The organism is Plantactinospora sp. GCM10030261 (genome assembly GCF_042666615.1).
In the GTDB taxonomy this organism is placed as follows: Bacteria; Actinomycetota; Actinomycetes; order Mycobacteriales; family Micromonosporaceae; genus KBS50.
This window is the reverse complement of sequence record NZ_JBHTDD010000018.1, coordinates 113239-134285: the sequence shown is the minus strand read 5'-3', so window position 1 is coordinate 134285 and position 21047 is coordinate 113239. Positions and strand designations below refer to the sequence as shown.

The following is a 21047-nucleotide window of genomic DNA, read 5'->3' as shown; positions in this document are numbered from 1 at the left end:
CCCGAGGCCCACCGCCCGCTCGGCCGGCGTCGGAGTTCTGCCCCGTTTCGTCCCGCCGCCGCACCACCCCGGAGGAATCGACGATGACCGCCGTGCCGCGTCTGGTTGTGAGCGCGCCCTCGTCCGGCCACGGAAAGACCGCGGTGACGATCGGTCTGCTCGCCGCCCTCGCGGCCCGTGGCCTGGACGCCGCCGGCTTCAAGATCGGTCCGGATCGCACCGACGCCGCCTATCTCGGGCTGGCCTCCGGGCGCCCAGGTCGGGCCCTCGACGCCCGGCTGGTCGGGGCGCACCACATCGCGCCACTGTTCGCGCACGGCGCCGCCGGTGCCGGCATCGCCGTGGTCGAGGGCACCATGGGCCTGTACGACAGCATCTCCGGCCGGCCCGAAGCCGACTCGACGGCGGCGATCGCCACCATGCTCCGGGCGCCCGTCGTCCTGGTCATCGACGTGGCGGCGATGGGCCAGTCGGTGGCGGCGCTGGTGCACGGCTTCCGGGCGTACGACGAACTGCTCTGGTTGGGTGGCGTGATCCTCAACCGGGTCGCCTCCGACCGGCACGAGGAACTGCTGCGGGAGGCGCTCGACGACATCGGGGTGCCGGTCTTCGGCGCGCTCCGCAGCCGGGACCTGCCGGCGGTGCTCCCGTCCCGGCGCCACGGCGTGGTGCCGGTCCTGCACGGCAGCGCGGAGGCCGCGCGGGCGGTCCGCCGGCTCGGTGAGACCGTGGGCCCCCCGGTCGACCTGGACGGGCTGCTCCGGCTGGCCTCGTCGGCCCCCCGGCTGAACACGCCGGCGTGGTCGGCCGTGGACGCGGCGGCCGCCACCGCCGACCAGAACACCGTCGCCCCGGGACAGCGGCCGGTGATCGCCGTCGCCGGCGGCACCGCCGGGTCGTACTCCTACCCGGAGACCATGGAGATGCTCGCCGCGGCCGGCGCCGACGTGGTCGCGGTGGACCCGCTGCGGGACGAGACGCTGCCCGCCGGCACCAGCGCGCTGGTCGTCGGCGGCGCCCTGCCCGAGTCGTACGCGGAGGAGCTGTCCGCCAACCGGCGGCTGTGCATCGCGGTCGCCGAGCTGGCGCGCACCGGTCGGCCGGTGGTCGCCGAGGGCGCCGGGCTGCTCTGGCTGCTCCGCGAGTTCGACGGCCGCCCGATGTGCGGAGTGCTGGACGCCGAGGGCGGCAGCCTGGACCAGGTGGTGGTCGGCTACCGGGAGGCGACGGCGGTCTCGGACAGCGTGGTGGCCCGGTCCGGGGACCGGGTGACCGGTTACAAGCATCACCGTGGCGTGGTCCGCCCCCGATCCGGCGCCGATCCGGCGTGGACGTGGGCCGGGGGCGCGGCCGAGGGTTTCGTCTGGCGGGGAGTGCACGCCTCCCAGCTGGCAGTGCACTGGGCCGGCCTGCCGGACATCGCGGGTCGGCTGGTCACCGCCGCCGTGTCGGTCGATCCGTTCGTCCCGGCGACGCGCCGGCCATCGGCCGTACCAGGTCAGGAGCCCGTGGCGCCGGCCACCCCGTCACTCGGCGCGGTGACCGCGGACGACGGCGGTCAGGTCGCGGCCGACGCGGCGCGAGGCGTGCCGGCGTCCGGGTCACCCACGGCACCGGGATCACCGGTGGCACCGGCGGAGCGGGCCACGGCGCCGGTGGCGGGGCGAGCGGCGGCGCCGGTGTCGCCGGCGGAACGCTCCACGGCCCCGGTGTCGCCCGTCGACGGGCGGCCCGGCCGGTCCCCGCGGGACATCGCAGTGCCGGTGTCGCCGCCAGCTACGGGAGTCGTCGGCCGCGGGGAGCCCGGGGCGTGACCGGGCACGTCGCCGTGCGGCGGTTTCCCACCCTCACCGTCTCGACGCCGCGGGCGCACATCCGCCCGCTGGTCGCGGCCGACGTGGCGGCCGTACGCGACGTGTTCGCCGACAAGCTGACCCGGCGCTGGCTGCCGCTGCCGGCCCAGGGCAGCATCGACCCGCACGCCTGGTGCACCGAGATGGCCCAGGAACGGCGGGACAGCGGCAACGGAGACCACTACGGGGTGGTCCGGCGGGAGGACGACCGGGTCGTCGGCTGCCTGTGGACCAAGCGCACCGACTGGGGCTGCCGGGTCACCGAGGTGTCGTACGCGATGGCGCCGGACGCCCGCGGCTACGGCCTCACGGCCGAGGCGGTCGACGCGGTGGCTATCGCGCTGATCCTGGAGCACGGATTCCAGCGCGTGGAACTGCGGGTCGCGCCGGGCAACACCGCCTCCCGGCGGGTCGCCGAGAAGGCCGGGTTCACCTACGAAGGGCTGCTGCGCAACGCCGGCGTCGCCCAGGGCGGGCGGGTGGACCTGGAACTGTGGTCGTTCGTCGCCGCTGACCTGCGCTGAGCGGCATCGCCGCCGTGCCCCTCCCTCACACCAGGGCGGTGGGGGCGGGGAACTTGCGGATGGGCTGATCCTTCAGAGCGCCCTTGAGGGTGTTCGCGACCGCGTCGATCGGCTTGTTCGACTGGCCGTCGCCGACCGCGTTGCTCGGGTTGTCCGGGTCGGAGATGAAGCTCGCGGCGGCCAGTTCCGGGGTGTAGCCCACGAACCACGCCGACCGGGTGCTGTCGGTGGTACCGGTCTTGCCGGCCACCGGCCGGCCCACGATCCCGCGGACGCTGTCCGCGGTGGACCAGCCACCGCAGCTTCCCCGGGCCGGGGTGTCGCCGGTGGGGCAGCGCGCCGCGTCGGTGGCCGCCCGCGCCACCTCCGGGCTGAAGACCTGGTGGCAGCGGCCCTTGGCGACCGGCACCACGTTGCCGTCTTCGGCCGTGTAGGTGGCGGGGGTGCCGTCCGGGTTGCTCACCGACAGCACCGGCAGTGGTTCGCAGTACCGGCCGTCGGCGGCCACGGCCGCGTACGCGCCGGCCATCTCCAGCGGGTTCACGTCGGAGACGCCCAGCGTGAATGCCCCCCACTCCTTGCGTTTCTGTGGTGACGCCTGCCGGATGTCGACCTCGGTGCGCCAGTTGAGACCGAGTTCCTCGGCGAGCGCGACCACCTTGTCGGCGCCGACCTTCTGCTCCAGCCAGACGAAGTAGGTGTTCACCGACTTGCCGAACCCGGACCACATGGTCTGCCGGCCGGACATCGCGCCGCTGGCGTTCGACGGGCACCAGAGCCCCCCGCAGTCGGCTGGCCCACCGCCGCCGCCGGGATAGATGCTGACGATCCGGTGCGGGGCGTTGTACTCGGTGCTCAGCGGCAGACCGGCCTTCAACGCGGCCAGCATGGTGAACATCTTGAAGGTGGAGCCGGCCTGGTAGCCGGGGAGGTCGCCGCCGCCGAGCAGGGGCACCACGGTGTTCGGGTAGTTGCCTTTGATCTTGCCGCGCAGGGCCGGGTTGGAGTGCGGGTAGTTCTGGTCCTGGTCCAGCGAGTACTTCCGGTTGACCGCCATCGCCTTGACCCGTCCGGTACCCGGCTCGACGAGGACGATGCCGTGCGCGAACGGGCTGCCGGTCGACTCCCGGGAGGCGGTCTGTTCCTCGGCGACCTGCTGGACCCGCGGGTCGATGCTGGTGACGATCGTGTAGCCACCCCGGCGCAGCTTGGCCAGCCGCTCGTACCAGTTGGCACCGAACGCGGGCTGCTTGGCCCACCACGCCTTCAGGTAGTCGCAGAAGAAGCCCCAGCTGTTGTACTTCGTGTCGATCGAGACGCAGTCGTTGGGTGGGGTGGTCAGCTTGAGGGTGATCGGCTGGCGCTGGAAGTCGGCGGCCTGCGCGGATGACAGGTACCCCATGTCCCGCATCCGGTCGATCACGTAGTTCCGGCGGTCGGTGGCGTCCTTCTGGTCGGAACTGGCCGGATCGTACTCGGAGGGTGCCTTGACCAAGCCGGCGAGCGTGGCCGACTCCAGTGGGGTGAGGTCGGCCGGCTTCTTGGAGAAGAAGATCTCCGCGGCGGAGTAGATCCCGTACGCCCGGTGCCCGAAGTACGCCGAGTTGAGGTACCGCTCCAGGATCTCCGCCTTGGTCATCTCCTTCTCGACGTCCATCGCGATCCGCATCTCCCGGACCTTGCGCACGCCAGTCTGCTGGGTGGCCTCGAGCGCCTGGGTCGGGGTCTGCGCGCCGTCACGCAGCGCCATCCGGACGTACTGCATGGTGAGTGTGGAGGCGCCCTGGGAGACCCCGCCGGCCTGCTGGTTGGCCACGAACGCCCGGGCCACGCCCTTGGGGTCCACTCCGTGGTGGCGATAGAACCGGGTGTCCTCGGCCGCCACGATCGCCTGCTGGACGTACGGCGAGATCTCGCTGATCGGGACGTACTTGCGGTGCTCCTCGTAGAACATCGTGAGCAGGGTCCTGCCGTCGGCCGCGTAGACGTAGGTGGTCTGCGCCGGCTGCACGGTCCGCAGGTCCTGGTGGGTGGCGACGGCGGTGGAGAACGACTTGGTTCCGAGGCCGCCGGCGCCGACGAGCGGGAAGGCGACGGCGGCGACCGCGACTCCGGAGATCAGGCCGGCGCGGAACAGCGGAGCGAAACGGGACGGCGTGGCGGCGGGCTGCTTCATCACCATCCGAAGCTATGCCGGACCAGGGCAATGCATGAGAATTATTCACAAGTGTGACGGGCTCGGGTTCCGACCACACCCGGCACGACGGTCCGGACGCGGCACCGGCAGGATCGCGGTATGCCCGGCGCCCCTGAGCCCCCCGTACCGGACCTGCGTCACCACGGTGACGCCGAGGCGACCTCCGGCCTTGTCGACCTCGCCGTCAACGTCCGCCGGGACCCGATGCCGGACTGGCTCGCCGCCCCGATCCGTGCCGCCCTGACCGACCTGGCCCGGTATCCGGACCCGACGGCAGCCCGGGAGGCGGTGGCCGGGCGACACGGCAGACCACCCGAGGAGGTGCTGCTCACCGCCGGCGCCGCCGAAGCGTTCGTGCTGCTCGCCCGGGGGCTGCGGGAGGTGCGCCGGCCGGTGGTCGTGCATCCCCAGTTCACCGAGCCGGAGGCCGCGCTGCTGGCCGCCGGGCACCAGGTGGACCGGGTGCTGCTGCCGGCGGAGACCAGGTTCCGGCTGGACCCGACGCTGGTGCCGGACGACGCGGACCTGGTCATGATCGGCAACCCGACGAATCCCACCTCGGTGCTGCATCCGGCGGACACCGTCGCCGCGCTGGCCCGCCCCGGCCGGATCCTGGTGGTCGACGAGGCGTTCGCCGACAGCACCATCGCCCCCGGGGTGGCCGGCGAACCGGAGTCGCTCGCCGCCCGGCGGGACCTGCCCGGCCTGGTCGTGCTGCGCAGCCTGACCAAGACCTGGGGGCTGGCCGGGCTGCGCGTCGGTTACCTGCTGGCCGAGACCAATCTGGTCACCCGGTTGGCCGCCGGGCAGCCGCTGTGGGCGGTCTCCACCCCGGCGCTCGCCGCGGCCCAGGCCTGCGCGGGCCCGATCGCCGTCGCGACCGAGCGGGCCATCGCCGCCCGCCTCGCCGCCGACCGCGACCACCTGGTCCGCCGCCTGTCCGGTCTTCCCGGGGTACGCGTCGAGGGCGCGCCGGCAAGCGCGTTCGTGCTCGTCCACCGGCCCGGCGCCGACCGGGTACGCCGGGCGCTGCGCGAGCGGGGCTGGGCTGTCCGCCGCGGCGACACCTTCCCCGGGCTGGGCCCCGACTGGTGCCGGCTCGCGGTACGGGACACTGCCACCACCGACGCGTTCGTCAGCGTGTTGGCGGAGATCCTGGCCGAAGGGTGAGTAGATGCTGTCCGAGATAGTCGCCGCGATCCGTCCGCCGGACGAACTGGCCATGGAGCGGGCGCGGGCACTGCACGCCCGGCTCACCAAACCGGCCGGTTCGCTCGGCGCGCTGGAGGAGCTGTCCGTCCGGTTGGCCGGGCTGGCCGGTGAATGCCCGCCCCGGCTGCCCGAACCGGCGGTGGTGGCCGTCTTCGCCGGTGACCACGGTGTGCACGCCCAGCGGGTGACCCCCTGGCCGCAGGAGGTCACCGCGCAGATGGTCGGCAACTTCCTGGCCGGCGGCGCGGTGGTGAACGCCTTCGCCCGGCAGACCGGTGCCATGGTCACGGTGGTGGATGTGGGGGTGGCCAGCCCGCTGACCGTGCCGGAGGGTGCCGACCTGGTGGCGGCGAACGTCCGGGCCGGCACCCGGGACATGACGGTCGGGCCGGCGCTGACCCGGGACGAGGTGCTCGCCGCCGTCGAGGTGGGCGCCCGGGTCGCCGCGGACCACGTGGGTAACGGCGTCGGCGCGCTGCTCACCGGCGACATGGGGATCGCCAACACGACCGCCGCCGCGGCGCTGATCGCCGCGTTCACCGGGACCCCGGCGGCCGAGGTGACCGGGCGGGGCACCGGCGTGGACGACGTTACGTACGCGCGGAAGATCGACGTGGTGGCCACGGCCCTCGATCGGCACCGGCCAGACGACACCGACCCGGTGGGGGTGCTGGCCGCGTTCGGCGGGCTGGAACACGCGGCACTGGCGGGGTACCTGCTCGCCGGGGCGGCGTACCGGACTCCGGTGATCCTGGACGGGGTGAGCGCGGTCGCGGCGGCCCTGGCCGCCGTCGCGATCGCCCCGGACTCCCGGCACGCCCTGGTCGCCGGGCACCGGTCCGCCGAGCCTGGTGCGACAGTGGGACTGCGCCGGCTCGGCCTCACCCCCCTGATCGACCTCGGCCTGCGGTTGGGCGAAGGGACCGGTGCGTTGCTGGCCTGGCCGGTGGTGGGTGGGGCGGTCCGGGTGCTGCACGAGGTGGCGACGTTCGACTCCGCGGGGGTGTCCGAGAAATGACGCACGACAGCGCCGGGGAGGGTGGACGTCCGGTCGGCGAGGGCGCCGAGCCTGCCGGCCCGGAGATGTACCCGTTGGCGCTGAGGTTGGCCGGTCGACGGGTCCTCGTGGTCGGCGGCGGCGCGGTGGCGACCCGGCGGATGCCGGCCCTGCTCGCCGCGGGTGCCGTGGTGGACCTCGTCGCGCCGGAGCTGACCCCGGCACTGCGCGCGCACGCCGACGCGGGTCGGCTGCGCTGGATTCCGCGCCGGTTCCAGCCCGACGACGTCGACGGCGCCTGGCTGGTGCAGACGGCGGTGGACGACCCGGCGGCCGCGGCACAGGTAAGCGTCGCGGCGCAGGAGCGGCGGGTGTTCTGCGTCCGCGCCGACGACCGGACCGCCGCCACCGCGTGGACCCCGGCGGTCACCCGGCAGGGCCCGGTCACCGTGGCGGTGCTGGGTGGCACCCCGCGCCGGGCGGTCGCCGTCCGGGACGCCATCACCGACCTGCTGGAACGGAAGGGCGCCGCCGCGGGCGGTCCGAGGAGCACCGGCGACCGGGTTGGCGCCGCCGGTGTGGCCGGGCGGGTCGCCCTCGTCGGCGCCGGTCCCGGCGACCCCGAACTGATCACCGTACGCGGCCGCCGGTTGCTCGCCGAGGCGGACGTGGTGGTCGTCGACCGGCTGATCCCCGGGCTGCTGCTGGACGAATTGCGCCCGGAGGTCGAGCTTGTCGACGCGTCGAAGATCCCGTACGGGCCGGCGCGAGCCCAGGAGGAGATCAACCGGATCCTGGTGGACCGGGCCCTCGCCGGTGCCTGGGTCGTCCGTCTCAAGGGTGGCGACCCGTACGTCTTCGGGCGGGGTGGCGAGGAACTGCTGGCCTGCGCGGCGGCCGGCGTGCCGGTGACCGTGGTCCCCGGCGTGAGTAGCGCCATTGCCGGTCCGGCGGCGGCCGGGATCCCGGTCACCCACCGCGGCGTCGCGCACGAGTTCACCGTGCTCTCCGGGCACCTGGCGCCGGACGACGCCGCGTCCCTTGTCGACTGGCCGGCGCTGGCCAGGCTGCGCGGCACCCTGGTGATCCTCATGGGGCTGCGCAACCTGGCCGCGATCGCCGCCGTCCTCCAGGCGCACGGCAGGCCACCGGGGACCCCGGCCGCGGTGATTCAGGAGGCGACCACGGGGGAGCAGCGGGTGGTCCGTTCGACGCTGGCGGCCGTGGCCGTCGACACCGCCGCCGCCGCGATCCGGCCGCCCGCTCTCGTGGTGGTGGGCGACGTGGTCGAGGTCTCCGATGCCCTCCGGGAAACCCTCGCCCGTGGTAGGTGAGCGGTTCAGCTTTCCCGGGGATCACCGGTCGGGCTGGGCCTTGTGGCGGCGGTGGTAGTGGCGGGAGACCCGTGCCCGGTTACCGCAGAGGTCCGGTGAGCACCAGCGACGACTGGGGTGGGCGGGCAGGAACAGCATCCGGCATCCGTGCCCCTCGCAGGCGCGGATGGTACGGGCTTTCGGATCGGTGAGCAGGTCGAGGGCGGCGTCGGCCAGTTGGGCCAGGAGGATCGCCCGTGGATCACCGTGGTGGCGGACGGCGAGGCGCAGGTCCGGTTCGATGATCCGGTAGGCGGGAGCGGCCCGGGTGAGGTCGTTGAGCGCCGTCAGCGTGGCAGGCGCTGGCGCGGCGCCGTGCCGTACCGCGTCCACGGCGGTGCGGACGTGTGCGCGCAACTCGCGAACGGCGTCCACGTCGGCGGTGCTGAGGTGTGCCGGGGCCGCGAGCCGTCCGGCCTGTCGGGCGAACCACGGCTGCGGGTCGTCGAGCGCGTCGAAGTCTCTGGTGAGCGTGTTGACCAGGTCCAGGGCGAGGGGACCGCCGGTGAGCGGCTGCATCTATTAATGGTACATCACGCACTTGACACGTTAGTTGCTCCGAGCTAAGACTAATGGGTCTTCACAGAAAGGAGGCATGTGAATGGTTCCCCAGATCCGGCACGCCTTCGTAGATGTCGACGGTGTCCGGGTGTTCCACCGGCGGACGGGACCCGCCGAGGCGCTACCGGTGCTCCTGCTGCACGGCTTCCCCAGCGGCTCCCACCAGTACCGCCGACTCATGGACGCCCTCGGCCACCGGTACCAGATGATCGCGCCCGACTACCCGGGATTCGGCCACACCGAGGTGCCCGCCGGGTTCACGTACTCCTTCGACCGGCTGGCCGACGTGATGGAGGGCTTCGTCCAGCACCTCGGCCTGACCCGGTTCGTGCTGTACGCGTTCGACTTCGGCGGCCCGGTCGGCTTCCGCCTCGCGGAGCGGCACCCGGACTGGATCGCCGGGCTCATCGTGCAGAACGCCAACGCCTACGACGAGGGCCTGTCCGACCTCGCCCGCAAACTCATCCCGGAGCCGACCGAGGACCTGTTCTCCCTGCCGGTGACCCGTGGCCAGTACGAGGGAGGAGCCAGCGACGTCTCGCTTATCGCACCGGACGGCTGGACCCTCGACCAACACTTCCTCGACCGCCCGGGACGCCGACAGGCACAGTTCGCGCTGGCCCGCGACTACGTCGGCAACGTCGCGCGCTATCCGGCCTGGCAGTCCTGGTTCCGCACCCACCAGCCCCGAACGCTTGTCGTCTGGGGCCGCGATGACGCCTTCTTCCCGGAGGCGGGCGCCCACGCCTACCGACGTGACCTGCCGGAGGCCGAGGTCCACGTGCTGCCGACCGGCCACTTCGCGTTGGAGGAGAAGCTCCCGGAGATCAGCGGACTCATCGACGACTTCCTGAGGAGAATCACATGAGAATCGCCGTCATCGGCGCGACCGGCAACCTCGGCGGTGCCGTGGCCCGCGAGGCCAGCACCCGGGGCCATCAGGTCACCGCCCTGTCCAGCACAGACCTCGACGTCCGCGATCCCCTCCAGATCCACCGGTCGACCGCCGGCCACGACGCGGTTGTCGTGTCGGTGAAAGGCGGCGACGGTCTGGTGTCCCGGGCCGCCGCCGCGCTGGTCGAGGCACACGTCGCCCGGCTGCTGTTCATCGGCGGGGGCGGGAGTCTGCTCGATCCGTCCGGCCGGCGGTACGTCGACGCACCGCACTTCCCCGCCCAGTACAAGCAGACCACCCTCGACCAGGCCGCCGCGCTGCGGATCCTGGTCGAGGGCGGCAACGGCATCGCCTGGTCCTACCTCAGCCCCCCGCCCGTCCATCTCGTGCCCGGGGACCGCACCGGCAGGTACCGTGCCGAGGCGCGGGACACCCCCATCACCGACGAGCGAGGCGAGAGCCGCATCACCGTGGCTGACTTCGCCGCGGCCGCCGTCGATGCGCTGGAGCAGCACACCTTCGTCAGGCAACGATTCACCGTCGCCTACTGACCCCCCACCCCCCGCGCCGATCTAGGGCAGATGGTCGCTGTTTGATCTCCAATCACGACCATCTGCCCTAGATCGGCGCGGGGGGGTGGGGTGGGGGGAGGACTGTCAGGGGAGGGGGCGGCCGTCTAGGAGGAGGGCGCAGCGGATCAGGCCGAGATGGCTGTACGCCTGCGGGTGGTTGCCCAGGCCGCGCTCGGCGAGCGGATCGTACTGCTCGGGGAGCAGGCCGGTCGGACCGGCGGTGTCCAGCATCTGCTGGAACAGTTCCTCGGCGTCCGTCCGGCGTCCGGTCCGCAGGTACGCCTCGACGAGCCAGGCGGTGCAGACGTGGAAGCCGCCCTCCCGGCCGGGCAGGCCGTCGTCCCAGTGGTACCGGTAGACGACCGGCCCGCTGCGCAGGTCCGCCTCGATCCGCAGCACGGTGGCCAGGAACCGGGGATCGTCGTCCGACAGCAGCCCGGACAGGCCAATCCACAGCGAGGACGCGTCCATCTCCTCGTGCCCGTACGCCACCGAGTACGCCTCGGAGTCCGGATGCCAGCCGTACTCCAGGACGTTGTGCGCGATCCGGTCGCGCAACCGCTCCCACTCGGGGCGCTCCTCACCGAGGTGCCGGCGCACCATGTGCAGCGCCCGGTCCACGGTCATCCAGCACATGACCTTGGAGAAGACGTGGTGGCGGGGCGGCAACCGGGCCTCCCACAGCCCGTGGTCCGGCTCGTGCCACCGGCGCCGGACCGCCTCGACCATGGAGTCCAGGACCCGCCACTCCTCGTCCCGGACCGAGCCGCGGCGGTCGGCGACGGCCGCCAGCAGGTCGGCGATCGGGCCGAAGACGTCGAGTTGGAGCTGGTGGTTCGCCAGGTTTCCGACCCGCACCGGCCGGGAACCGGCCCAGCCGGGCAGCGTGTCGATGACCGCCTCGGCGCCCAACTCGTACCCGTCGACGGTGTAGAGGGGGTGCAACCGTTCCGGGTGGCCGCCGGTCCGTTCGACGACCCCGTCGACCCAGCGCAGCAGCGCCTCGGCCTCGGTGAGGGAGCCGAGGTCGACAAGCGCCCGCGCGCTCATCGCCGCGTCCCGCAGCCAGCAGTACCGGTAGTCCCAGTTCCGGACGCCACCGACCTCCTCGGGCAGCGAGGTGGTGGCCGCCGCGAGGATGGAGCCGGAGGCCTCGTGGCAGAGCCCTCTCAGGGTGAGTGCGCTGCGCGCCACCATCTCCCGTTCGACCCCGGGCAGGTCGAGCCCGGCCACCCAGTCCTTCCACGGCCGCTCGGCCAGCGCCTGGCGCTCGCCGATCGGGAGGCGGTGATGTTCCAGATCGTGCGAGCCGAACCGTAGTTCGCAGACGACCGAGCCGCCGGCGGCCGACAGGTCGACCACCGCCCGGGCGGTCTCGAAGTTGCCGTCCTCGTGGATCTCCCAGTCGACGCCGGGAGAGTAGAGGCTCACCGGCTCGTTCGAACCGAGCACCAGCAGCCCGTCCCCGAGCGGTTGAAGCTGCACGGCTACCTGCCCGAACTCGGGCCTCGGGGCGAACTCCAGGCGCACCCGGCCGGAGCCGGTGAGCACCCGGACCAGGGTCGAGTCGCCGGACACCACAGTCGATCCGGCGGGCACGTCGTCGAGCGAGGGCCGGTCCAGCCAGTCGGTGACGGTCAACCCGGACCAGCGGGTTTCCAGGGTCATCGTGTTCGTCCGGTAGCGCTGGCCCAGCGGGATGCCGCCACGCTCCGGGGCCACCGAGAAGTGCCCCGCCGGGTTCCCGCCGAGCAGGTCGGCGAAGATCGCCGGCGAGTCCGGCTTGGGGTGGCACAGCCAGGTGACCCGGGCCTCCGGGGTGAGCAACGCCACGGTCCGTCCGTTGGCCAGCATCGAGTGCCGCTCGATCGGCACCGCCCGCTCACCGAACAGCCAGGTCCGCCGCAACTCCAGCAGCAGGCCCAGCAGTCGGGCCGCGTCGATCGGCTCACCGACCCGGTAGCCGGCTCCCGTCTCGCCGGCACCGATCTTGATGCCCACGTCGGGGCCGTGCAGATTGGTGAAGACCGTCTCGTCGGTGACATCGTCCCCGATGAACAGCACCGCGCTCGCCGAGAGCTGGGTGCGGAGCTGATCCACCGCGGCACCCTTGTTCGTGGGGATCACCGACAGCTCGATGACCTCCTTGCCCTGGGTGATCGTCACGTCCGGCCAGGTCCCCGGGCCGGACCGAACCGCCTCGACGACCGCCGAGGCGATCTCCGGGTCGACGCCCCGCACGTGCACGGCCACGCTCGCCGGCTTGCGCTCCAGGCGTACCCCGGGCCGGTCGGCGACGATCTGCCGCAGCTCGTTGCGCAACCGGGCGCGGACCTCGATCAACTCGGGGGCCAGCCGCTCGACGAAGCCGATGTCGAACTCCGAGCCGTGGCTGCCCACCAGGTGCACCTCGCTGGGCAGCCGGGAGAGCGTGGCCAGGTCGCGCAGCGCCCGCCCGGAAACCACCGCGACGGTGGTCTGCGGCAGGGCGGCCAGCGCGCGGACGGCGGCCACCGATTCCGGCAGCGGCACCGCCTTGGTCGGATCCTCGACGATCGGGGCGAGGGTGCCGTCGTAGTCGCAGGCGATAAGCAGTTGCGGCGAGCGGGCGATCCGCCCGACGGCCGAGCGCAGCGCCTGGTCCATGCCGTCCGCGCCGCGCCGGGCATCCATGAGTGCGGAACTCACGTCGCCGGCTCCGTCTCCGGCACGCCCAGCTCCCGCAGGAACGAGCGGGCCCAATGCCCCACGTCATGGGTACGCAGGTGGCGTTGCATGAGCCGCATCCGTCTGCGCGCCTCCACCTTGTCCACGTGTACGGCCCGTAGCAGGGCGTCCTTGACGCCCTCCGGGTCGTGCGGATTGCACAGGAACGCCTGGCGCAGCTCGGTGGCCGCGCCGGCGAATTCACTGAGCACGAGCGCCCCGCCGGTGTCGGCGCGGCACGCGACGTACTCCTTGGCCACCAGGTTCATCCCGTCTCGCAGTGGGGTCACCATCATCACGTCGGCCGCGCAGTACAGCGCGGCCAGTTCGCTGCGACTGTACGACTGGTGGAGATAGTGAACGGCGGGGACTCCCACCTTCCCGTACTCGCCGTTGATCCGGCCCACCTCGCGCTCGACCTTGACGCGTAGTGCCTGGTAGTGCTCGACCCGTTCGCGACTGGGGGTGGCCACCTGGACCATTACCGTCTCCGGGACCGTCACCTTGCCGTCGGAGAGCAGTTCCCGGAAGGCCTTGAGGCGCAGTTCGATGCCCTTGGTGTAGTCGAGCCGGTCCACCCCGAGGATGATCGTCTTGGGGTCGCCCAGTTCGGCGCGGATCTGCTTGGCGCGGGCCTGGATGGCCGGGTCGGCGGCGAGCCGCTCCATCTCACCCACATCGATCGAGATGGGGAAGGCGCCGGCCTTCACCTGCCGCCCGTCGACCTGGATCATCTGGCCCTCGTACCGCAGGCCGAGCAGGTGCCGGGCGAGCCGGACGAAGTTCTGCGCGGCCAGCCGCTGCTGGAAGCCGACCAGGTCGGCGCCGAGCAGGCCGCGCAGCACCTCGGCGCGTAGCGGCATCTGCATGAACAGCTCGATCGGCGGGAACGGGATGTGCAGGAAGAACCCGATCCGCAGGTCCGGCCGCAGCTCGCGGAGCATCGCCGGGACGAGCTGGAGCTGGTAGTCCTGCACCCAGACGGTGGCTCCCTCGGCGGCCACCTCCGCGGCGGCCTCCGCGAACCGGGCGTTCACCAGGCGGTACGCCTCGCGCCAGCGGCGTTTGTAGGCGGGTGTCTCGACCGCGTCGTGGTAGAGCGGCCAGATGGTGGCGTTGGACTGGCCCTCGTAGTAGCGCTCCAGTTCCTCGGCGCTCAACGGCACCGGGTGCAGGCCGATGCCGTCCAGTTCGAACGGCTCGGGGGCGGCGCCCACGCCGCCCGCCCAGCCCACCCAGGTGCCCTGGTGCTGGACGAGGACGGGGTGCAACGCGGTGACCAGCCCGCCGGGGCTGCGGCGCCACTGCCGGCCCTCCGGCGTGCTCACCTCGTCGACCGGAAGGCGGTTGGCCACTACGACAAAGGAGCTGCGGACGGTCACGTTCGGCCACCTCCGGGGTGCTGCGGGTCGACAGCGCTGAGCGTACTGAGACTAGCTGCGCACTCTGATGCCCCGTGCCGGACTCGGCTACGCGTCATCCCGTGGCCGAATCCCCTGGTGCGCACGTCACAGGTCGATGATCGGCCACTCCTTGGGCAGCACCTCGGACAGCAGTTCCCGCCGATCCGTCATGATCGGCGCGAACGTGCGGGCCGCCTCCATGGCGGCCTGGGCGACGTCCATGGTGCCGAGCGTCCGGGACCAGCCGCCGAGGATCGAGCACATGTCGTGCTCGACCGACGTGACGAGCACGTGCTCCAGGTCGCCGACGATGTCGAGTAGCGGCCAGCCGTCGGTTCTGACCTGGCGATAGGCGGCGGCGAGGCAGAGGGCCGGGATGATTACGGACTGGCCTCGATCGGCGACCTGCGATATCTGGCCACCGACCGCTTCGGTCCCCTCGGTGTAGGCCAGCAGGCATCCGGTGTCCAGGACCAGGCCCGGTTCACTCACGGATCGCCAGCCGTCCGCTGGATGCCTCGCTCAGCAGTGCGGCGGCCTTGGCGCGCAGTTCCGGTGTCAGCTTCGCCTGGGCCTCGTCGAGCTGTCGGCCGGCTGCCGCGAGGTCGGCGTCGGAGAGCCGGAAGCCCACCTGACGTAACGTCTGACGGGTGTGTTCGCCGGCCATCTGGCGGCGGACCGCCCGGGTGATGAACGCGGAGACGTTGGGCTCCCGTTCGAGCCGCTCGGCGACGTCGTCGGGAATGCTGATGGCGATCTTCTTGGTCACACCGGAGATGCTAGCCGGTTATACCGACGGGGCAGCGCGGCGCGCCGCGTACCCGGTGGGCGGGGTGATGTGGGCGGCGCGCGCCGTACCTGTCAGGATTGACCACGGCGTGCGCGCTGCCGGCCGCCGGCCGGCGGACCGGAAGTGCAGGTCCAGGTCAGCGCCCGCCGGCTCCCCAGACGCAACGACGGAGGTTATCCGCACCGTGGCCCAGTACATCTACGTCCTGGAGAAGGCGCGCAAGGCGCACGGCGACAAGGTCGTGCTGGACAACGTCACGCTGAGCTTCCTGCCCGGTGCAAAGATCGGAGTGGTCGGCCCAAACGGCGCCGGTAAGTCCAGCCTGCTCAAGATCATGGCCGGGCTGGACCGGCCGAGCAACGGCGAGGCCCGGCTCATGCCCGGCTACACGGTGGGCATGTTGGCCCAGGAGCCGCCGCTCAACGACGCCAAGACGGTCCTCGGCAACATCGAGGAGGCGGTCGCCGGGACCAAGGCGAAGCTGGAGCGGTTCAACAAGATCGCCGAACAGATGGCCACCGACTACTCGGACGAGCTGATGGAGGAGATGGGCCGGCTCCAGGAGGAGCTGGACCACGCCGACGCCTGGGACATCGACTCCAAGCTCGAACTCGCGATGGACGCGCTGCGCTGCCCGCCGCCGGACGCCGAGGTGACCCAGCTCTCCGGCGGCGAGCGTCGCCGGGTGGCGCTGTGCAAGCTGCTGCTGGAGGCGCCGGACCTGCTGCTGCTCGACGAGCCCACCAACCACCTGGACGCGGAGAGCGTGCTGTGGCTGGAGCAGCACCTGGCCAAGTACGCCGGCACCGTCATGGCGATCACCCACGACCGGTACTTCCTGGACAACGTAGCCGGCTGGATCCTGGAACTCGACCGTGGCCGGGCGATCGGCTACGAGGGCAACTACTCGACGTACCTGGAGAAGAAGGCCGCCCGGCTGGCCGTCGAGGGCCGCCGGGACGCCAAGATGAAGAAGCGCCTCTCCGAGGAACTGGAATGGGTCCGGTCCAACGCCAAGGCCCGGCAGACCAAGTCCCGGGCCCGGCTGGACCGGTACGACGAGATGGCCGCCGAGGCGGAGAAGACCCGCAAGCTGGACTTCGAGGAGATCCAGATCCCGCCGGGTCCCCGGCTGGGCAACCTGGTCATCGAGGCCGCCAACCTGCGCAAGGCGTTCGGCGACCGGGTCCTCATCGACGACCTCAGCTTCTCGCTGCCGCGCAACGGCATCGTCGGCGTGATCGGTCCGAACGGCGTCGGCAAGACCACGCTCTTCAAGACCATCGTCGGGCTCGAGGAGCCGACGTCCGGCACGGTCCGCGTCGGGGACACCGTCTCCCTGTCGTACGTCGACCAGAGCCGCTCCGGGCTGGCCGGGGACAAGACCGTCTGGGAGGTCGTCTCCGACGGGCTGGACCACCTCATGGTCGGCAAGGTCGAGATGCCGTCCCGGGCGTACGTGGCGGCCTTCGGCTTCAAGGGCCCGGATCAGCAGAAGCCCACGAAGGTGCTGTCCGGTGGTGAGCGCAACCGGCTGAACCTGGCGCTTACCCTCAAGATGGGCGGCAACGTGATCCTGCTGGACGAGCCCACAAACGACCTGGACGTGGAGACCCTTTCCAGTCTGGAGAACGCGCTGCTGGAGTTCCCCGGCTGCGCCGTGGTGATCTCCCACGACCGGATGTTCCTGGACCGGGTGGCGACGCACATGCTGGCCTGGGAGGGCACCGAGGAGGACCCGTCCCGGTGGTTCTGGTTCGAGGGCAACTTCGAGGCGTACGAGAAGAACAAGATCGACCGGCTTGGGGCGGAAGCGGCCCGCCCGCACCGGGTGACGTACCGCAAGCTGACCCGCGACTGACCGGGCCGGACCCCGTGCCTGGACGTTTCGCCTTCCGGTGCACTTTGCGCTGGTCGGACCTGGACGCGTACGGCCACGTCAACAACGCCCGCATCCTCACGCTGTACGAGGAGGCCCGGGTGGCGCTGATGTTCGCCGCCGGCCGGACCGCCGGGGTGGGCTCGTTCGCCGAGGGGGTGGTGATCCGCCGGCACGAGGTCGACTACCTGCGTCCGGTGGACTACTCCCTGGACTGGGGGGACACCGACGCCGCGCCCACGGTCCGCGTCGAGCTGTGGGTGGAGGACGTCCGGGCCGCCAGCTTCGCCATCCGGTACGAGATGTTCGACGGGCCGGTGCTGGCCGGCCGGGCCAGGTCGGTGCTGGTGCCGTACGACCTGGCCCGGGAGGTGCCGCGCCGGCTCACCGGTGACGAGGCCGCCTTCCTGGCGGCGTACGAGCTGCCGGCCGGTGGTGATCGCGATGGGTGAGCGGCCGGTCGGGCACGGCCTGGTCGACGTCGCGGACGCGGGTGCCTTCCTGGCGCGGTTACTCCGGTTCGACCGGGCCGCCCTGGTGCGGTTGCGCCCCGGGGCGGCGGGCCGGGTGGAGCTGTGGGGACGGCTGCCCTGGGGGGTCCTCGTGTCCCGCGGAGTCGACGGCTCCGGCCACGCGGACGTGACGGTGCCGGCCGCTGGTCTGCTGGCCGAACTGGAGTCCGGCGGTTCGGCGTTGCCCGCCTTGAGGGACGGTGACTGGCGGTGGCCGCTGCCCGGTCCGGGCGCCCGGACGGTGGAGACGGTCCCGGCGGCCGAACTGCGTCGCATCGCGACCGCCGCCGAGGCGGCGCTGCGGGCCGCCACGACCGAAGGGGTGGGCGGTCGAGCGGTCGGTCAACGGGCGCTGCGCGACGCGCTTCTGGATCACGTGGCCATCGTGGTGGCGCCGTCCGGTGCGGCGCCGCGGCGGGACGTGGAGCCGGACGCAGCGGTGGCGGGCGCGGCGGCCGGCGGTACGGCGCGAGCCGTCGAGGTGCCGCAGCGGCTGGTGCAGGCCGTCACCCGGATGGGCTTCGTGGGGTCGGCGACCGCGACGGCGGATGCCTCGGTGCACGTTCGGCTGATCGGCCGATGGGTGGGCCTGTCGGCGCCGTACGGGTCGGCCTGGTGGCTCGACGCCGGACCACTCACCCTTATGCCGAGAAGTTCTCATCCGTTCGGCTGACCCATGGTCGCCCGTCTGGTTTGGTGCACTCGTTGGGGGGATGCCTCCGGCCGGCTATCCGGGTACCGTCGTCCCTCGGATCCCACGCAACGTAGGCGGCTGGATCCGCTGGGGAGTGAGGTGCGCGTGATGCCGTGGTGGTCGTGGCGCCCCGGTCAGCCCGGAGGCGGAGAGCTGGACACTCGCAGCAGGACAACTCTTGAGAGCGCGATCCGGGTGGGACCTCCCGCACCACGGGAGCCGGACCACGACTGCACCGCCGCCGGACGGACGGGATGTGTCGCGAGCGGGCGGACGGACTGCGTCGCCACCGGTCGGTCCGACCGGGCCACCGTGTCCGTTTCCGACCCGACGGCGGCCGTGGTGGCCCCGTTGACCATCAACCGGGTGGGCCGGGCGCTGGACCGGCTGGAGATGAGCTACCTGGCCGACGGCGAGGCCAGCCTGCTCGCTCTCTGGCAGCGGCACGCGCTGATGTTCACCTTGGAGGGTCCGGAGGACGAGATCCTGGTGATGCGGGCCCGCCCGCACTCCACCGTGCCGCCGGACTGGGCGGACCGGGCCTATCGGGTGGTAAACGAGTGGAACCACACCGAGCGGTACTGCAAGGCGTACGTCGGTGACCCCACCGGGCACGGGCAGCTGCCCATCTACATCGAACTGCAGGTGCCGTTCCGGTCCGGTACCCACGACGCCCTGCTGGTCGAGGTGGTGGAGAACGCCGCTCGCGCGGCTACCGCATTCGTCGACTGGTTGCACGACGAGGGAGCCCTGCTCTAGCGGGCGCGCGACCTCGGTCGCGCGTCGGCACGGCGACGGATCCGCGCCTCAGTGGGCCATGCCCAGTTCGTCCTCGGGCCCGACGTTAACCATGAAGTACGCCGCCCGCTCCAGGTAGTCCCAGAGGGTCGCGGCCTGGTCCGCCGGTAGGTCGAGGCTGTCCACCGCCTGGCGCATGTGGTGCAGCCAGGCGTCCCGGGCGGCGGCATCGACCCGGAAGGGTGCGTGCCGCATCCGTAGCCGCGGATGGCCACGCTGGGCAGAGTAGGTGTTCGGACCACCCCAGTACTGCATCAGGAACAGCGTCAGCCGCTCCGCCGCCGGACCGAGATCGGCCTCCGGATACATCGGGCGGAGCAGCGGGTCGTGGGCCACGCCGGCGTAGAACTCGTCCACGAGCTTGCGGAAGGTCGGCTCGCCGCCCACCGCCTCGAAGAAGGTCGCGGTCTTCGGCGGCTGGGCATTCTCCCCGTACGGATTCACCGTTCCATCCTGCCAGGCGCCCGGCCCGGGCGACGGGGGCGTCGGTCCTCGCGGGACGGATCAGTGTGCCCTCGCGTCGGTCGTCGGGCCGGTCCGGGTCGCGTCCGGTCGCACCTCCCCGGCCGTACCCTGCGCCGGCAGGTGCTGGCCGTTGCTGCTCGACGGCGGGCCGTCCTGGGCGTGCGCAGGTTGGGTGGGGCGGGGCGCCCTGGCCGCCGCGATGGCCGCGTCGAACCGGGCGTCGCTGGGCCAGTACCTCGTGAGGACCACCATCAGCAGGACACCGGCGAGGCACCACCAGCCCACCACGTCGGCGATCCCGAACCAGCCGGCGAGAACGCCGGTGAGCAACACGGCGCCGCCCTGGATCACCTGCATCCCGGTGTTCATGACGCCGAAGGCCCGGGCCCGGTAGCCCTCCGGCAGGGCCTGGACAAACAGGCCGTTGGCCACCGGCAACATCCCGGCAACCGCGAACCCGCTCGCGGCGGAGAGCAACGCCACCACCACCGGGGACGGATTCAGCAGGGCCGGGACCAGCATGAGTGGGCCGAGGATGGCGAACGGCCGAACGATGGCCCGGCGCGTCGCCGGGCGCAGCAACCGGCCCACCACCAGGCTGCCGAGGATGAAGCCGACCGGGTTGCTGACCATGATGATCGCTTGAGCGGCGCCCCGGCCCGCCTCCGTGGTCGTCAGGTCATCCGCCCACGCCGCGGCCAGCCCCTCCGGCACGATCGAGAAGAGCATCGAGGCGAAGACGACCACCGCGATGGCGCGCAGCACCGGGGTGCCGAACACCATCCGGAAACCCTCGCCGGTCTCCCGGATGAGATGGCGGGGTTCACCGGTCGACACCGCCGCGCGCAGCCGCACACCGAACCGGATCAACAGCGCGGACACCGCGAAGGTCGCCGAGTTGATCAGCAGCGCCACGGCGGGATTGAAGGCGGCGATGGTGGCCCCGGCAGCGTAACCGATCACCTGGGCGACCTGCCCGCTGCTGCTGTTCACGGAGAGGGCGAGGACCAGCCGGTCGTCGGGGAAGATCTGCGGCAGGGTGGCCGACCGCGCCGCCTGGCTCGGCGGATTGGCCAGGGTGGTCAGGAAGAGCAATGCCAACATGCCCCAGACCGGCATGCCCGGAATGGCGATCAGGGCCACCAGAACCATCCGGATGATGTCGCACACGACCATCGTCGAGCGGTACGGATACCGCTCGGCCAGCGCGGAAAGCACCGGGCCGCCGACCAGCCAGGGCAGGTAGCTCACCGCGAAGGCGGCCGCGGACAGGGCCACCGATGAGGTCTGCTGGTATACCAGGATGGTGACCGCGGCCCGGGCGATGTAGTCGCCTACCCAGACGAGGGCTGATGCGGTGAAGAGGGCTCGGTACTCGGATTCGGCGAACACCTCGGTAAAGGTGGTCCGCCGCTCGGGACCGTGCTCTTCATCCGACACCGGAGCCTCCATCGTTCCCGACCGCTGACCACTCGTGCGGGAGCCGTCGAAAAACGCTGTCAGACGTACCGATCAGCGACTTATTCGTGACGCTCCGAAAGGAGCATGTCCCGGATTCTGCCCGATCGTCTGGCGAACGGCTAGTGCGAATGGGCGGTTCGTCGCATCGCCGACTG

General features: G+C 72.0%; 18 protein-coding genes and 1 pseudogene. 11 read left to right on the top strand and 8 right to left on the bottom strand.

From position 1 onward, the window contains the following. Positions 1-83: 83 nt before the first annotated feature. Together ACFQUZ_RS21220 and ACFQUZ_RS21215 are read left to right on the top strand one after the other, a co-directional pair. A pseudogene (locus tag ACFQUZ_RS21220) lies at positions 84-1451 on the top strand (cobyrinate a,c-diamide synthase); the annotation flags it as partial. 359 nt (positions 1452-1810) lie between these two features. Continuing rightward, positions 1811-2377, top strand: a complete 567-nt coding sequence (locus ACFQUZ_RS21215; protein ID WP_377444930.1) for a GNAT family N-acetyltransferase — start codon at positions 1811-1813, stop codon at positions 2375-2377. Positions 2378-2402: 25 nt separating this feature from the next. On the opposite strand, the gene ACFQUZ_RS21210 is transcribed toward ACFQUZ_RS21215, so the two are convergent. Next, the gene (locus tag ACFQUZ_RS21210) at positions 2403-4556 is read right to left on the bottom strand and encodes a transglycosylase domain-containing protein (RefSeq protein ID WP_377444927.1); all 2154 of its coding nucleotides are present in this window, start codon (positions 4554-4556) and stop codon (positions 2403-2405) included. A 117-nt stretch (positions 4557-4673) separates the two neighbouring features. Here ACFQUZ_RS21210 and cobC point away from each other — a divergent pair, with 117 nt between their 5' ends. The 3 genes from cobC to cobA all read left to right on the top strand — a co-directional run bounded on the left by cobC (position 4674) and on the right by cobA (position 8117). Further along, positions 4674-5744, top strand: a complete 1071-nt coding sequence (gene cobC / locus ACFQUZ_RS21205; protein ID WP_377444925.1) for an Rv2231c family pyridoxal phosphate-dependent protein CobC — start codon at positions 4674-4676, stop codon at positions 5742-5744. A gap of 4 nt (positions 5745-5748) precedes the next feature. Next, positions 5749-6804, top strand: coding sequence for a nicotinate-nucleotide--dimethylbenzimidazole phosphoribosyltransferase (gene cobT, locus ACFQUZ_RS21200; protein ID WP_377444923.1), 1056 nt, complete (start codon positions 5749-5751; stop codon positions 6802-6804). Between the two features lie 65 nt (positions 6805-6869). Continuing rightward, positions 6870-8117 (top strand): uroporphyrinogen-III C-methyltransferase, encoded by a 1248-nt coding sequence (gene cobA, locus ACFQUZ_RS21195; RefSeq protein ID WP_377445006.1) that lies wholly within the window; start codon positions 6870-6872, stop codon positions 8115-8117. Between the two features lie 21 nt (positions 8118-8138). Here the strand turns inward: cobA and ACFQUZ_RS21190 are convergent, their stop codons facing one another. After that, on the bottom strand, positions 8139-8675 hold the full coding sequence (locus tag ACFQUZ_RS21190) for a CGNR zinc finger domain-containing protein (RefSeq protein WP_377444921.1): 537 nt from the start codon (positions 8673-8675) through the stop codon (positions 8139-8141). A gap of 82 nt (positions 8676-8757) precedes the next feature. On the opposite strand from ACFQUZ_RS21190, the gene ACFQUZ_RS21185 reads away from it, so the two are divergent. Together ACFQUZ_RS21185 and ACFQUZ_RS21180 are read left to right on the top strand one after the other, a co-directional pair. Further along, positions 8758-9585, top strand: a complete 828-nt coding sequence (locus tag ACFQUZ_RS21185; RefSeq protein ID WP_377444920.1) for an alpha/beta fold hydrolase — start codon at positions 8758-8760, stop codon at positions 9583-9585. Continuing rightward, positions 9582-10163 (top strand): NAD(P)-dependent oxidoreductase, encoded by a 582-nt coding sequence (locus tag ACFQUZ_RS21180; RefSeq protein ID WP_377444918.1) that lies wholly within the window; start codon positions 9582-9584, stop codon positions 10161-10163. Before ACFQUZ_RS21185 ends, ACFQUZ_RS21180 begins: the two co-directional genes overlap by 4 nt. A gap of 105 nt (positions 10164-10268) precedes the next feature. Here ACFQUZ_RS21180 and otsB read toward each other — a convergent pair whose 3' ends face one another. From otsB to ACFQUZ_RS21160, 4 genes are all read right to left on the bottom strand, one after another. After that, entirely contained in the window at positions 10269-12857 is a 2589-nt protein-coding gene (gene otsB, locus ACFQUZ_RS21175; protein ID WP_377445004.1) for a trehalose-phosphatase, read from the bottom strand. Between the two features lie 11 nt (positions 12858-12868). Next, positions 12869-14272 carry a trehalose-6-phosphate synthase gene (locus tag ACFQUZ_RS21170; protein ID WP_377444916.1) on the bottom strand — a complete coding sequence of 468 codons (1404 nt, stop codon included), beginning with the start codon at positions 14270-14272 and terminating at the stop codon, positions 12869-12871. A 126-nt stretch (positions 14273-14398) separates the two neighbouring features. After that, on the bottom strand, positions 14399-14785 hold the full coding sequence (locus ACFQUZ_RS21165; protein WP_377444914.1) for a hypothetical protein: 387 nt from the start codon (positions 14783-14785) through the stop codon (positions 14399-14401). Next, positions 14778-15062, bottom strand: a complete 285-nt coding sequence (locus tag ACFQUZ_RS21160) for a hypothetical protein (protein ID WP_377444912.1) — start codon at positions 15060-15062, stop codon at positions 14778-14780. The genes ACFQUZ_RS21165 and ACFQUZ_RS21160 overlap by 8 nt, the downstream gene beginning before the upstream one ends. Before the next feature lie 205 nt (positions 15063-15267). Here ACFQUZ_RS21160 and ettA point away from each other — a divergent pair, with 205 nt between their 5' ends. The 4 genes from ettA (at position 15268) to ACFQUZ_RS21140 (ending at position 18927) form a co-directional block, all read left to right on the top strand. Continuing rightward, on the top strand, positions 15268-16944 hold the full coding sequence (gene ettA / locus ACFQUZ_RS21155; RefSeq protein ID WP_377444910.1) for an energy-dependent translational throttle protein EttA: 1677 nt from the start codon (positions 15268-15270) through the stop codon (positions 16942-16944). Between the two features lie 14 nt (positions 16945-16958). Continuing rightward, the gene (locus tag ACFQUZ_RS21150; protein ID WP_377444908.1) at positions 16959-17414 is read left to right on the top strand and encodes an acyl-CoA thioesterase; all 456 of its coding nucleotides are present in this window, start codon (positions 16959-16961) and stop codon (positions 17412-17414) included. Then, entirely contained in the window at positions 17407-18147 is a 741-nt protein-coding gene (locus ACFQUZ_RS21145) for a hypothetical protein (RefSeq protein WP_377444906.1), read from the top strand. The genes ACFQUZ_RS21150 and ACFQUZ_RS21145 overlap by 8 nt, the downstream gene beginning before the upstream one ends. 129 nt (positions 18148-18276) lie before the next feature. Continuing rightward, complete coding sequence (locus tag ACFQUZ_RS21140; protein ID WP_377444903.1) at positions 18277-18927, top strand: YbjN domain-containing protein; 651 nt, start codon at positions 18277-18279, stop codon at positions 18925-18927. Positions 18928-18975: 48 nt separating this feature from the next. Here the strand turns inward: ACFQUZ_RS21140 and ACFQUZ_RS21135 are convergent, their stop codons facing one another. Together ACFQUZ_RS21135 and ACFQUZ_RS21130 are read right to left on the bottom strand one after the other, a co-directional pair. Beyond that, entirely contained in the window at positions 18976-19410 is a 435-nt protein-coding gene (locus ACFQUZ_RS21135; RefSeq protein WP_377444901.1) for a globin, read from the bottom strand. A 60-nt stretch (positions 19411-19470) separates the two neighbouring features. Further along, positions 19471-20883, bottom strand: a complete 1413-nt coding sequence (locus tag ACFQUZ_RS21130; protein WP_377444898.1) for an MFS transporter — start codon at positions 20881-20883, stop codon at positions 19471-19473. Positions 20884-21047: the final 164 nt, after the last annotated feature.

Excerpts from the sequence above, each read along its gene's own strand:
- cobA (WP_377445006.1), top strand. The coding sequence starts at position 6,870 with ATGTACCCGTTGGCGCTGAGGTTGGCCGGTCGACGGGTCCTCGTGGTC.
- ACFQUZ_RS21130 (WP_377444898.1), bottom strand. The coding sequence starts at position 20,883 with ATGGAGGCTCCGGTGTCGGATGAAGAGCACGGTCCCGAGCGGCGGACC.
- cobC (WP_377444925.1), top strand. The coding sequence starts at position 4,674 with ATGCCCGGCGCCCCTGAGCCCCCCGTACCGGACCTGCGTCACCACGGT.
- cobT (WP_377444923.1), top strand. The coding sequence starts at position 5,749 with ATGCTGTCCGAGATAGTCGCCGCGATCCGTCCGCCGGACGAACTGGCC.
- ACFQUZ_RS21190 (WP_377444921.1), bottom strand. The coding sequence starts at position 8,675 with ATGCAGCCGCTCACCGGCGGTCCCCTCGCCCTGGACCTGGTCAACACG.
- ACFQUZ_RS21140 (WP_377444903.1), top strand. The coding sequence starts at position 18,277 with ATGCCGTGGTGGTCGTGGCGCCCCGGTCAGCCCGGAGGCGGAGAGCTG.
- otsB (WP_377445004.1), bottom strand. The coding sequence starts at position 12,857 with ATGGATGCCCGGCGCGGCGCGGACGGCATGGACCAGGCGCTGCGCTCG.
- ACFQUZ_RS21180 (WP_377444918.1), top strand. The coding sequence starts at position 9,582 with ATGAGAATCGCCGTCATCGGCGCGACCGGCAACCTCGGCGGTGCCGTG.
- ACFQUZ_RS21145 (WP_377444906.1), top strand. The coding sequence starts at position 17,407 with ATGGGTGAGCGGCCGGTCGGGCACGGCCTGGTCGACGTCGCGGACGCG.
- ACFQUZ_RS21185 (WP_377444920.1), top strand. The coding sequence starts at position 8,758 with ATGGTTCCCCAGATCCGGCACGCCTTCGTAGATGTCGACGGTGTCCGG.